This window comes from Catellatospora bangladeshensis (genome assembly GCF_016862575.1).
GTDB lineage: Bacteria > Actinomycetota > Actinomycetes > Mycobacteriales > Micromonosporaceae > Catellatospora > Catellatospora bangladeshensis.
In genome coordinates this window covers 86,848-99,471 of record NZ_BONF01000028.1, presented here as the reverse complement: position 1 = coordinate 99,471, position 12,624 = coordinate 86,848, and the positions used below count along the sequence as shown (strand labels likewise).

9 protein-coding genes and 1 tRNA gene are annotated in these 12,624 nt (G+C 73.2%); 3 read left to right on the top strand and 7 right to left on the bottom strand.

Translation table 11 applies throughout. From position 1 onward, the window contains the following. The first annotated feature begins 737 nt into the window (after positions 1-737). Positions 738-1,937, top strand: coding sequence for a tyrosine-type recombinase/integrase (locus Cba03nite_RS23345; RefSeq protein ID WP_203750021.1), 1,200 nt, complete (start codon positions 738-740; stop codon positions 1,935-1,937). A 97-nt stretch (positions 1,938-2,034) separates the two neighbouring features. Here Cba03nite_RS23345 and Cba03nite_RS23340 read toward each other — a convergent pair. Further along, positions 2,035-2,106 (bottom strand) — tRNA-Val (locus Cba03nite_RS23340). Positions 2,107-2,412: 306 nt separating this feature from the next. After that, entirely contained in the window at positions 2,413-2,844 is a 432-nt protein-coding gene (locus tag Cba03nite_RS23335) for an SsgA family sporulation/cell division regulator (protein ID WP_120318938.1), read from the bottom strand. Positions 2,845-3,134: 290 nt separating this feature from the next. Here Cba03nite_RS23335 and Cba03nite_RS23330 point away from each other — a divergent pair, with 290 nt between their 5' ends. Further along, the gene (locus Cba03nite_RS23330) at positions 3,135-3,563 is read left to right on the top strand and encodes a TIGR02611 family protein (protein ID WP_203750018.1); all 429 of its coding nucleotides are present in this window, start codon (positions 3,135-3,137) and stop codon (positions 3,561-3,563) included. A gap of 185 nt (positions 3,564-3,748) precedes the next feature. Here Cba03nite_RS23330 and Cba03nite_RS23325 read toward each other — a convergent pair whose 3' ends face one another. From Cba03nite_RS23325 to Cba03nite_RS23305, 5 genes are read right to left on the bottom strand one after another with little or no spacing between them, the layout of a single operon-like run. Next, a complete protein-coding gene (locus Cba03nite_RS23325) occupies positions 3,749-4,900 on the bottom strand; it encodes a VWA domain-containing protein (RefSeq protein ID WP_203750015.1) in 1,152 nt (383 codons plus the stop codon). Continuing rightward, positions 4,897-7,329, bottom strand: coding sequence for a DUF5682 family protein (locus tag Cba03nite_RS23320; protein ID WP_203750013.1), 2,433 nt, complete (start codon positions 7,327-7,329; stop codon positions 4,897-4,899). Before Cba03nite_RS23320 ends, Cba03nite_RS23325 begins: the two co-directional genes overlap by 4 nt. Further along, a complete protein-coding gene (locus Cba03nite_RS23315) occupies positions 7,326-8,414 on the bottom strand; it encodes an ATP-binding protein (protein WP_203750010.1) in 1,089 nt (362 codons plus the stop codon). Before Cba03nite_RS23315 ends, Cba03nite_RS23320 begins: the two co-directional genes overlap by 4 nt. Next, positions 8,411-9,904: a DUF5691 domain-containing protein gene (locus Cba03nite_RS23310; RefSeq protein ID WP_203750008.1), complete on the bottom strand. Its 1,494-nt coding sequence runs from the start codon at positions 9,902-9,904 to the stop codon at positions 8,411-8,413. Before Cba03nite_RS23310 ends, Cba03nite_RS23315 begins: the two co-directional genes overlap by 4 nt. Then, positions 9,901-11,226, bottom strand: a complete 1,326-nt coding sequence (locus Cba03nite_RS23305; protein ID WP_203750007.1) for an SWIM zinc finger family protein — start codon at positions 11,224-11,226, stop codon at positions 9,901-9,903. Before Cba03nite_RS23305 ends, Cba03nite_RS23310 begins: the two co-directional genes overlap by 4 nt. A gap of 130 nt (positions 11,227-11,356) precedes the next feature. Here Cba03nite_RS23305 and Cba03nite_RS23300 point away from each other — a divergent pair, with 130 nt between their 5' ends. After that, a complete protein-coding gene (locus tag Cba03nite_RS23300) occupies positions 11,357-12,616 on the top strand; it encodes a glycosyltransferase (RefSeq protein WP_203750005.1) in 1,260 nt (419 codons plus the stop codon). Positions 12,617-12,624: the final 8 nt, after the last annotated feature.

Below are 12,624 nucleotides of genomic sequence, written 5' to 3'. Positions count from 1 at the left end.
AGGCCGAATCACCCTGTAGGACGGACGTCTTTGCAGGTAGATGGAATCGGTCGATGACAAGACCCTCGAAGGCTCGTCGCGGGCGGCGAGGCGATCATGCGGTCCGACTTCGCGGAGCACCGTGTCGAGGACCCGGCCGGGGTCGGCGGCGTGGCTCGTGCTGAACCAGGCCATGCTCGCTTCGGCCGCGGCCCAGTGCTCCTCGCCGCGGTCGATGTCGCTGACCAGGCTGACGTCGACGACGGCGCTGGGCCGGCTATCCGCGCAGCCCTCGAGCAGAATTACGCCGAAGTCGAGACCGCGTCGCGGTGTAGGCACGCGTCGAGGGGAGCCGGGTCCAGCCAGCCGTTGATCGCGTAGCGGCTGGCGGCGTGGACTATGGCGTCGAAGACGAACAGCCGGCACTCCACCGGAACGTCACGATGTCGGGATCAGCACCGGCGTGCCTGCGAAAAGGATGTAGTCGCGGGGCAGCCGGGAGCCGTCGGCGTCAACGACGGCCGGCAGCGTCTGTCGAAGGACTGCTTGACGGACATCGGTGTACGAGACCAGCGCGCTTCACCGAGCGCGCTGACGCTCCAGCGGTAATCAGCTCGTAAGATCCCTGACGCCGCAGGGGCCATAGCGTGATCAGAAGGGCCGCCGGAAGCCAGCGCCACCCCCGAGACACTAGCCTCCAGGCCGATGCCTGCCGCCTGTGCTTTGACGGCTATCAGGGGGTGATCATCATGGCGTGGATGGAGAACACAGGACGCAGTTTCCGGGTGCGACGCCGGTATCGCGGCCGGACCGTCACCGACTCGACGTACCCGACCGAGGCCGAGGCGAACGCGCGGCTGGCGCAGCTGGCCGCAGTGCGGCGGGGGATCCGCCGGTACCTGGCTGACGTGCCAGCGCCGACGCTGCGGCAGTGGGTAAACATGTGGCTGCCCTCGCACACGGCCGGGCCGGTGACCCTGGCCCGGTATGAGTCGATGCTGCGGGTGCACATCCTGCCGCGCTTCGGCGATCGGCACCTGGACGAGATCAGCCGCAACGACGTCAAAGCCTTCGCCCTGGACCTGCGGGCCCGGCTCGCGCCGGTCAGCGTCCGGTCGGTCGTGACGCTGCTCGGGCTCGTGCTTCGGGAGGCGATCGAGGAGCACTACCTGTACTTCGACCCCACCGGCAGGCTCCGACTGCGCGACGGCATCACCGTCCCACGGCCAGTGGCCACGCCCGAGCAGGTGTGGCAGATCGCCTGCCGGATGCCCGACCTGATCACCCGGACCCTCGTCATGACAGCGGCCTACACCGGGGCGAGGATCGGCGAGCTGCTCGGCCTAGACCGGCGCAACGTGCACCTGGATACCGGCGTCGTCGACGTCGTGCCCAAGGTCGGCGCGTTGCACGAGGAGGGCGGCGACAGGTGGCTGGGCGACCCGAAGACAGCGGCGTCGGTGCGCCAGATCGCACTGCCGCCGTTCCTCGTCGAAGGCTTGGGCATCCTGCTGGCGGCGCATCCGCACGGCACGGTGTTCTGCATCGGTGACGGGGACTGGATGTGGCGCACGACCTACGTCCAGCGCTACTGGCGGCCGGCCTGCGACGGCCGCGCAGACCGCGGCTGGGCGCCGATCCTGGCCGGGTTGCGGTTCCACGACCTGCGGCATGCCCACCGCACGTGGATGGACGAGGACCGGATCCCTGAGGTGCTCAAGAACCAGCGGCTCGGCCACGCCATGCCAGGTATCGCCGGCGTGTACTCCCACGTCACCGACGCGATGCAGCCAGCGCTGCTGGAGTCGTTGCAGCGGCGCTGGCAGGACAACGGTGCCCGCTGGTGGACACCCGAGGAGGTGCCGATCATGAAGGGGAAGAGGTCACCGGTCCAATCGCCCACCGGCCGAAGGCCTCGCAACCTGGGCGGACACCGGAGGCCAGTAACGGCCATGTGACTTGTGAGTCATTACAAATGGAGCAGAATAGTCCCATGAAATCGATGACACCGTATGAAGGTTTCCCTTCATACGGTGTCTGACCTGCATATATTTGTGGGCGATACTGGGATCGAACCAGTGACCTCTTCCGTGTGAAGGAAGCGCGCTCCCGCTGCGCCAATCGCCCGCAACGAGATGGAACTCTACAGCACGTCCGGCGCCCCGCGCATCTCGGTACCCCTCCGGCGTGGCGCCCGCCGTGCTCAAGCCCGCGAAGATCGCGGTTTCGTGTCGGAAGGTGCGGCCAGACCCGAGGTTCTGACACGAAGTAGCGATCATGGCGGGGGCCCGGCAGCGCGAGCCGGGCCGCGGACGCACGAGACGAGGTGCTCCGCCTCGAGCACCTCGTCGGTGTGCTGACCGGGGACTCCGGTCGGGGTTTCGTCTGGCTAGGGGTTGATCTTCCTACTGACCGTCGCTGGGCAGTGGTCGATCAGCGACCGGCCAGCAGCCGGTTGACCGCCGCGTCGACGTCGAGGTGGTCGGTCTCCCGACCGCGGGGCACCACGACGTAGGTGCGGCGCAGGAAGCGCACCAGGACGCTCCGCGGGACCTCGAAGAGCGCGTTGCCGTCAGGCGACGACAGGGCGAGCGCGACGAAGTCGCCACGCGGGGTGGCCCAGGGCCAGACCCGCACGTCGCCGATGCCGGCCGGCTCGTCGAGTCCGGTGACCAGCAGTTCGCGGGCGAACGACCAGCTCACCGCCTCGCCGCCGGCGGATTCGGCGTGGAAGAGCACATGCACCGCGTACGGGTCGACCGGGTCGTAGCGAAGACTCGCCCGCACCGGAAGCGAGGTCGCGTCGGGCGCGACCAGCCGCAACGATGTCTCGACCTCGACGGTCGTAGGACGGATAGCACTCATGGACGTACTCCCCCCGGCACTGCGGCGGCGCTTGCCCGCCCCGCCCCTCCCATACTCAAGGTGACCCTCCCCTATACGCTCCGTCATCGTTCGATCTCACCCGATAGCGGGAAGATCGAGCAAAACGCGGGCACGGACTCACCTACGGGAGTAACATGCCGTGCTTCTGCCCGAATGTGTCGTTCGTGATGCCGGCCAGGACCGTCGACACACTCCGGTAACGTCCAGTCATCGGGGTTGGTGACGGGCGATTTTGAGGGCCCGGCGACAAGGCGACCGAGGTTGGGGAGATGAGCGACAAACCGGACTTTCCGCAGCGCTCCAGCACGTGGCGGGACCGGGCGCGCATTGCACATCAGACCGTTCGGGCTAACCCGACCGGGGCAGCCGTGCTCAAAGTGATCATCGGTGTGCTGGGCGCCGTGGTGATCGCGATCGGGGTGCTGCTCATCCCGCTGCCGGGGCCTGGCTGGCTGATCGTGATCGGCGGTCTGGCGATCTGGGCGATCGAGTTCGTGTGGGCCAGGCACCTGCTGCAGTTCACCAAGGACAAGGTGCACGGCTGGACGGAGTGGGTGAAGCGCCAGCCGCTGCCGGTGCGCCTGCTGATCGGCCTGGTAGGGCTGGCGTTCGTGGCAGCCGTGCTCTACACCACGCTGCGCTTCAGTTTCGGCATCGACGTGGTGAGCCAGGCCTGGGATTACGTCAGCACGCACTGACGCCGTAACAGACGGCACACAGCGCCGAAACGGCCCGGCGGGCCGCGCTCCGGACAGCCGGGCCCGTACGTCCGGAGGACTTGACCGGACGCCCCGTGCGCGGTGTGATCAGAGTGATCCGGCCGCGCCCGTCAACCTCCCCAGGTCAGCGCGGCCGGATCCGTGACTTTCCCCTGATCCGCCGCTCAGCGGCCGATCTTCTCGACGAAGGCGCGCAGATCGCGCCGTTCGATCGCAGCGGCCATCAGGTCCGGGAACGCGTCCGGCGTACACGCGAACGACGGCACCCCCATCGCGGCCAGCGCGGCGGCGTTGGCGTGGTCGTACGACGGCTGTCCTTCATCGGACAGTGCGAGCAGGACGATCACCTGCACCCCGGCCGCGGTCATGGTGGCGACCCGGCGCAGCATCTCCTGGCGTACCCCTCCTTCATAGAGGTCGGAGATGAGGATGAAGATGCTGTCCCGGGGCCTGGTGATCAGGCCCTGGCAGTAGGCGATGGCGCGGTTGATGTCGGTGCCGCCGCCGAGCTGCGTGCCGAACAGCACCTCGACCGGGTCCTGCAGCTGGTCGGTCAGGTCCACCACGGCGGTGTCGAACACGACCAGCGACGTGCGCAGCGACTTCATCGATGCGAGCACCGCGCCGAAGACTCCGGAGTAGACCACCGACGCGGCCATCGAGCCGGACTGGTCCACGCACAGCACGACGTCGCGCTGCACCGACTTCGTCGACCGGCCGTAGCCGATCAGCCGCTCCGGCACCACCGTGCGGTGTTCGGCCTGGTAGTGCTTGAGGTTGGCGCGGATGGTCCGGTTCCAGTCGATGTCGCGGTGGCGCGGGCGGGTGATGCGCGCGGCCCGGTTGACCGCGCCGGTGATCGCGGCCCGGGTGCGCTGGGCGACGCGGCGCTCCAGCTCGGCCACGACCTTCGCGACGACCATGCGGGCGGTGGCGCGGGCCTTGTCCGGCATCACCTTGTTCAGCGACAGCAGCGTGCCGACCAGGTGCACGTCCGGCTCGACGGCCTCCAGCATCTCCGGCTCGACCAGCAGCCGGGTCAGGTTGAGCCGCTCGATCGCGTCGGCCTGCATCACCTGCACCACGGTGGAGGGGAAGTACTCCCGGATGTCGCCGAGCCAGCGGGCCACCTTCGGCGCGGAGCCGCCCAGGCCCGCGCTGCGCGACGAGCCGCCGTCTCCGTCGCCGTCGCGGTAGAGCGCGGCCAGGGCCGCGTCCATGCCCGCATCCGTGCCGGTCAGGGTCGTGCCGGTGCCCTCGGCACCTTCGCCGCCGAGCACCAGGCGCCAGCGGCGCAGCCGCTCCTCGTCGCTCACCGCGTACCCCTTCCCGCCGCCAGCAGCAGCTCCAGCGTCGGCAGGACCCGCGCCACGCGGGCCTCGTCGAGTTCGAGTTCGTCCAGATCGGATCCCGAGCGGCGGGTGCCGCCGGAGCCCAGATGGCGGACCTTTTCGCCGACGGCGCGGCGTTCGGGGGCGGCGAAGGCGGCGAAGGTACGCCGCAGCAGCGGCAGCACGGCCGTGAACGTGTCCGGGGCGAGCCCGGTCAGCCACCGGTCCACCAGCGATAGCAGCGCCTCGTCGTGCACCAGCAGCAGCCCGCCGCCGGCGATGAAGCCCTCGACGTAGCCGGCCGCGGTCGTCGGCGGCACGCCCACGGTCAGCGCCCGGGACAGGCGCAGCTCGACCGCATCGGCGTCGAAGCTGCCCGCGTCGCGCAGCAGCCGCAGCAGCCGCCCGGCGAGCAGGCCGGGCAGGTCCGGCCGGTCCACCAGCCGCGCCAGCGCCGCCAGCCACTCCTCGCGCAGCGGCAGCCGGTCGGCGAGCAGGTTCAGCGCCTCGTGCGTGCCGTCGAGGTGCTCGCGCAGGGCGCGGGCCGCGTCGTCGTCCAGGCCGGTGAGCGCGCCGGGCAGGCCCAGCCGGATCCGGGTGACCAGGCCGGTCAGCACCTCGGCCAGCGCGTCGGTGCTGGTGGCGCGGACGTCGCCGTAGCGCAGCGAGCGGGCCAGCGCGGGCACGGCCGCCATCAGCTGGGCCACGTCGGTGTCGACGGCGGCCCGGTCGTTCAGCTCCTGGAGCACCCGGGGCTGCGCGCCGGGCAGGTCGGCGAGCAGGCACGCCTCCAGCAGGCCGGTCAGCACGGGCAGCTCGGCCCCGGCAGCCGACTCGACGGTCTTGGCGGTGGCGGCCTGCTCGACGGTGACGCCGTACGCGCTGGCCTCGATGAGGTCGACGGCGTACTCGGGGTGCCACTGCAGGCGCCACGACTCCCAGAAGGTGCCCTTGCCCGCCTTGCGCTGGGCAGGGGTGCCCCAGCCGACGCCGAGCAGCCGCAGCCGGTGCAGCAGCCTGCTTCGCTCCAGGTCGTTCGGCTTGCGCAGGTCGAGGTCGTGGTCGGTGATCAGCGCCTGCTGGGCCAGTTTGAGGCGCTTGGCGGTCGCGGCCAGGTCGCGGGCCAGCGGCACGGCCGGGGCGTCGGCGGGGACACGGCCGAGCCGCTCCCCCACCACGACCTTGCGCTGCACCAGCTCCAGCCGGGTGTCGTCGCCGTCGCACAGCACGGCCCGGGTCGCCTCGGTGACCTCGGCCAGGCCGGGCAGCGGGCGGCCGCGCAGCACGGCGAGGGTGTCGGCCAGCCGGACCGACTCGATGACGTGGGCGCTGGACACGTTCAGGTCCTCGCCGCGCAGCACCCCGGCGACGCCGACCAGCCAGCGCTCGACCGGCTGGTCCTCGGCGGTGAACAGGTGGTGGTACCAGCCGGGCGCGGTGACGCCCGCGCCGTAGCCGCTCCAGGAGGCCAGCCGCCCGTGCGTCCAGGGCACCCAGGTGACCGTCGTCGGCACCGCGGGCAGGCCCTTGAGCAGCGCGGCGTCGGCCTTGGCCGGGGGCAGCTCGCCGGTGAGGGCGGGCACGTGCCAGGCGCCGCAGACCACGGCGATGCGCTGGTGTCCCTCTTTCAGGGCGGCACGCAGGACCTGGCGCATGTACGCCTCGCGGACCAGATCCTCGCCGATGACCGGCGCGGACTCGCGCACGGCGGCCATCGCCTCGGCCACTGCCGCGAACGGCGGCACGTCGCGCCGGTGCTCGATCACGTCCTCCCACCAGCGCTCCGGGTCGTCGTACCCGGCAGCGTGGGCCAGCCCCGCGATCGGGTCCACCCGCAGCGCGTCCTCACCCTCGGCGGGATCGGCCTCGTCCGCGCCAGCGGGCTCGCCAGCCGTCTTGGGCACCGTCGTAGCTCCGGCGGCCGATGCCGTCGCCGGAGCCTCAGCCGATCCGGCACCTACGGCTGGCGTGGAGGCGTCAGGCACGGATGCGTCGGGACTCGGCACGGCGTCGGCGAGCGGTCCGTCCGGCTCCGTGCCGCCCGCCCCGGCGTCCTCGGCTGCCTGGGCGGCGAAGCGGTGGCCGGCGGGCAGGTCGCAGAAGCGCAGCGGCACCTCGTGCTCGACGGCCCAGCGCAGCGCCTGCCACTCCGGCGAGAACACCGCGAACGGCCAGAACGCCGCCCGTCCCTTCACCCCGCCCTTGCCCGCTGTCGCCGCCGTCGGGTACGCCAGCAGTGCGACCGGCGGCTCCAGGTCCTCGTGCGCGGCGAGCGCCACCAGGCCGTCCGCCTCCGGCGGGCCCTCGACCAGGATCAGGTCCGGGCGCAGCTCGTCCAGGGCCCGCACCAGGGCCCGGGCCGAACCCGGGCCGTGGTGGCGTACGCCCAGGACGTGGACGCGGTCGGAGCTCACTCCGCCTCCCGGGCGGCGCGGTAGAAGTCCTTCCAGCCGTCGCGCTCGCGCGCCACGGTCTCCAGGTACTCCCGCCAGATGACGGCGTCGGACACGGGGTCGCGGACCACCGCGCCGCGGATGCCCGCGGCGACGTCGGCGGCGCGGACGGTGCCGTCGCCGAAGTGCGAGGCGAGGGCCATGCCGCTGGTCATCACCGAGATCGCCTCGGCGGTGGACAGGGTGCCGCTGGGGCTCTTCAGCTTGGTACGCCCGTCGGCGGTCACGCCCTCGCGCAGCTCCCGGAACACGGTCACCACGCGGCGGATCTCGCTGATCGCATCGGGCACCTCGGGCAGCTCCAGCGCCCGGCCGAGCGAGGCGACCCGCTGCGACACGATGTCGACCTCCTCGTCCACGGTCCCGGGCACGGGCAGCACGACGGTGTTGAAGCGGCGCCGCAGCGCGCTGGACAGCTCGTTCACGCCGCGGTCGCGGTCGTTGGCGGTGGCGATGACGTTGAAGCCCTTGACCGCCTGCACCTCCTCGCCCAGCTCCGGCACCGGCAGGGTCTTCTCCGACAGGATCGTCAGCAGGGTGTCCTGCACGTCGGAGGGGACCCGGGTCAGCTCCTCGATACGGGCGATCGCGCCGGTGCGCATGGCCCGCATCACCGGGCTGGCCACCACGGCGCCCGCGGTCGGGCCCTCGGCGAGCAGCCGGGCGTAGTTCCAGCCATAGCGCATGGCCTCCTCGGGGGTGCCCGCGGTGCCCTGGACCAGCAGCGTCGAGTCGCCGCTGACCGCCGCGGCGAGGTGCTCGGACACCCACGTCTTGGCGGTGCCGGGCACGCCGAGCAGCAGCAGCGCCCGGTCGGTGGCCAGCGTCGCCACGGCGACCTCCATCAGCCGGCGCGGGCCGATGTACTTGGCGCTGATGTCCTTGCCGTCGCCGAGCAGGTACGTCACCACGGCCTGCGGGGACAGCTTCCAGCCCGGCGGGCGGGGCCGGTCGTCGGCCTCGGCCAGCTGCGCCAGCTCGGCGGCGTACAGCTGCTCGGCGTGCGGCCGCAGCACGGGGGTGGCGGCGTCGAGGGTGGCGGTCATGCGAACTCCCGGTGGATGTCGTGTCGGATCTGCAAAATGATCATGAAGCGGGACAGCATCTGCTGGTCCGTGGGCGGCAGCGCGTCGTGCAGCGCCCGCACCCGCGGCGCGTACTGCGGGCCGAAGCCCGACTCGCCCTGCCGCAGCAGCTGCCACCAGCCGGAACGGCGGCGCTCCTGATTGCCGAGGGCCCCCAGCACCGCCTCGCACACCGGCGCGGGCCAGGGCTGCGGCAGCGCTTCGAGCAGCCGCGCCGACGCGCCGCCCTCCCGCGCGATCCGGCCCGCCACCAGCTCGGTCAGCTCGTCCGCGGGCAGCACCGCGGCCATGTCGGCGTACATGTCGCTGCTGTCGGCGAGGAAGCCGTCCCTGATCAGGGCGCGCGCCCAGCGGACGTCGCGCTGCTCGATCGCGGCGCGGGCCAGGCCGTGGCGCAGCGGGTTGCCCCAGTCGTCGTCGGCCTGGCGCGCCTGCCGCGTCAGGAACGCCTCCGGCGAGTCGCCGTACGCCGACCAGCAGTCCAGCGGGGCGGCCGCGATGCACTGCCGCAGCCAGTGCGAGCGCTCGCCGACCCCGGCGAGGGTCTTCTCCACGACGCCGTCGCGGCGCATCCCCGCGTCGAACGCGGTGGGTAGGTGCACCTCCAGCCGCCCGCGCGCGGGTGCGGTGACGCCGGCCAGCGCCCGCTCCTTCATCCGCTGCCGGTATGCCGAGCCGGGCAGCGCCGCGAGCAGCCGCACGGCCGCCTCCCGGACCTGCCCGCTGCGCCCGTCGAGGGCCTTCTCCAGCCACGCCTCGTCCTCGGGGCCGAGCCCCGCCTCGCACGCGTCGACGAGCACGGCCAGATCAGCGGCCTTCTCCTGCGGCCAGGTCGCCAGCAGCAGCTCACGGCCCGCCGCCGGGTCCCGCTCGCGCAGGTGGGCGAGGTACGCGGCCCGTTCGGCGACGCGGCCGGTGTCCCAGTCGGCCGGGTCCGGGTCGGCGTCGCTCTCGGCGGCCCACGCCCAGCGGCCCGGCCCCTCCACGCACAGCCAGGTCAGCCTTTCGCCGCCGGCCGCGCGGATCAGCGGCCGCAGCGACGACTCGGCACAGCCCAGCTCCAGCAGCGTCACCAGCAGCTGCGGCGCGGCGCGCAGGCCACGGTCGGCGGCCAGGCGCAGCCACTCCCCGGCCAGCTCCCGGCTGGTCGCCCGGTCGAGGTCGCCGTCCAGCCCGGACAGCAGCCGGCCGAGCCGGTCCTGCGCACCGGCGGGCGCGAGCGGCATCGTCTCCGCGGGTGCGGGCACCGGCGCGGCGACGCGGGCGGCCTGCTGCCCGGCACGGCGCGCCACGGTCACCACGGCGGCGGCCGCGAGCAGCGATTCGGGGTCCAGCTCGCCGACGGGCAGCACCGCCTTGAGCGCGCCGTCCACGGCGGGCAGCACCGCCTTGCGCCGGTCCGTGCCGACGAGGGCGCTGGACAGCAGGTCGTTCCACACCTCGCCGGTCATGCCCGGACCACCTCTCCGGCGGCGTACACGGTCAGGGGACGCAGGCCGGACGGGCCCCACTCGGCGGCCAGGGTGATCGGCTCGCCGCCCGCGACGGCGGCCAGGCGCCACGGCTCGCCGAACGACGGGTCCAGCGGCAGGGCGTCGCCGTCGGCGTCGACCAGGTGCCACGGCTGCCCGGGGGCGAACGCGCCGGTCAGCAGCAGCGGCCAGCTGAACAGCCACGGGTCGGCGGCCAGCGCGGTGCAGATCTCGTCGAGGGCCTGCGCCACGGTCTGCGCCGGGCCAGGGGCGGGGCAGGTGCTCGGGGCGCCGTGCCGCTCGGCGATCAGCGCCCGCAGCGGCGCGACCCCGGGATAGAAGGTCAGCTCCGCGTCGAGTTCGGTGCCGAGGACCAGGTCGACGGGCAGCGCCTGGCCCTGCGCGGCGAACGACAGCACGAGCGCGGCACGGCCGGTGTCGCGGCCGCGCAGCCACACCCGGCGGCTGTTGAGCTTGTCGTCCAGCTCGTCGCGCGTCCCGACGACCTGCCACCGGTCGCGCACTCGGGGCCCGGCCAGCACCTGGTCGGCGCTGACCTGCTGCCCGGCCCGGGAGCGCACGGTGACCGCGAGGTCCTCCGGCAGCGCGTCCGCGTCGGCGGCGGCCCCGGCCAGCAGGTGCAGCAGGCCCAGCTCGGCGAGCAGCCGCTGCTCCCAGCCGGAGCCCGAGCTGGGCAGGGGCGCGAGGCGGCGCACCGCGGCGGCCAGGCCGGGCGCCTGCGCGTCGACCAGCCGCGCGGCCACCTGCTCGAACGGGCGGTAGCCGGCCTGGTCGAGCCCGGCGATGCCGTGCCGGACCTGGTCGGAAAGCCATACCCGCAGCTCGGCGACGCCACCGGCGACCGACTCGGCGCGTTTGGCGGCCCGCTTCGCGGCGGCCTTCTCCTGCGCCTCGGTGCGCGGCGCGGTGGCGGCCTCGGCCTTCTTCTGCGCCCGCGCCCCGCGCGAGGTGGTCCACTCGGTCATCCACTGCGGCGGCGCGGCGGCGTCGACCTTCCCGGCCGACCAGCGCAGCAGCAGCGCCAGCGCGTGCTTGCAGGGGAACTTGCGGCTCGGGCAGGAGCACTTGTAGGCGGGTTCGGTCAGGTCGACGCAGATCTGGTACGGCGTGCTGCCGCTGCCCTGGCACAGGCCCCACAGGCCGGTCGGGGTGCCGCCGGTGCCGGTGCTGCTCCAGCCGGACGCTCCGGCGAGCTTGACGGCCGATTTCAGCGAGGACGCGTCAGGAGCCAGCGCCTGGATCTGCTCGGCGCTCCAGGGCGGCTCGATCGGTTCGGACATGCGCGCCAACTTAACGACCCCGTCCGACAACGAACGTCGCGCCCACCGGATGAATCACGGACCGGACCGCAACCATGCCGCCGCGCCGTGCGTAACGAGATGTCACAGCAGCAAGCACGGGGGTGTCCGGATGCGCATCTCGTTCCTGGTCCACAACGCGTACGCGGTCGGCGGCACGGCGCGCACGACCGCGAACCTGGCCAACGCGCTGGCCATGGCCGGCCATGAGGTCGAGGTCGTCTCGGTGTTCCGCCACCGCGACGATCCGCACTTCGGGCTGGCCGGGGCGCGCCTGAGTCACCTGGTAGATCTGCGCCGCGACGGCGGCCGCTACGAGGGCGACCATCCCGGCACGGCCCGCCGCTCGACCGTGTTCCCGGCTGCCGAGCACCGGTACGCGCAGTACAGCGCCCTCACCGACGAGCGCATCGGCGGCTACCTGGCGGGGCTGGACGCGGACGTGGTGGTCGGGACCCGGGCGGGGCTCAACGTCCACATCGCCCGGCAGGCCCCGGCCCGGCTGGTACGCGTCGCGCAGGAGCACCTGACGCTGCAGTCGTACAGCAACCGGCTGCGGTTCGCGCTGCGCCGCCACTTCACCCGGCTGGACGCGGTCACCACGACCACCGGCGCCGACGCGGCGGCGTACCGGCGGCTGATGCGCCTGCCCGGGGTGCACGTCAGCGCGATACCGAACTGCGTACCGGCCACGCCGGTGCCGCCGTCGACGGTGACCGCGCCGGTGGTGGTGGCCGCGGGACGGCTGGCCGCGGTCAAGCGCTACGACGACCTGATCCGCGCGTTCGCGCTGGTCCGCGCCCAGCGTCCGGAGTGGACCCTGCGCCTGTACGGCGGCGGCGAGCGCCGGGCCGCCCTCGACGACCTGATCGGCGAGCTGGGGCTGCGCGAGCACGTGCGCCTCATGGGGGTGACCACGCCGCTGGAGCCGCACCTGGCCGAGGGCTCGCTGCTGGTGGTGTCGTCGAGCATGGAGTCGTTCGGCATGACCATCGTCGAGGGGATGCGGGTCGGCCTGCCCGTGGTCGCCACCGACTGCCCGCACGGCCCCCGCGAGATCATCGACCACGGCGTGGACGGGCTGCTGGTCCCGCCGCGCGACCCGGCCGCGCTGGCCGCGGCGATGCTGGACCTGATCGGCGACGGCGACCGGCGGCAGGCCATGGGCCGGGCGGCGCTGGCCAAGGCGGCCCGGTTCGACCCGGCGGTGGTCGCCGACCGGCACGCGGCCCTGTTCCAGCGGCTGCTCGCGGCCCGGCGCGGACGCGGCCGCCCGCGCAAGGCGGCGCTGCAGGCCGCCGGTCAGCTCGCCGGCGCCGCGCTGACCACCCTCGACCTGGCGAAGGCGGGTTGGCGCAGGCTGCGCGCCTGACTAATCTC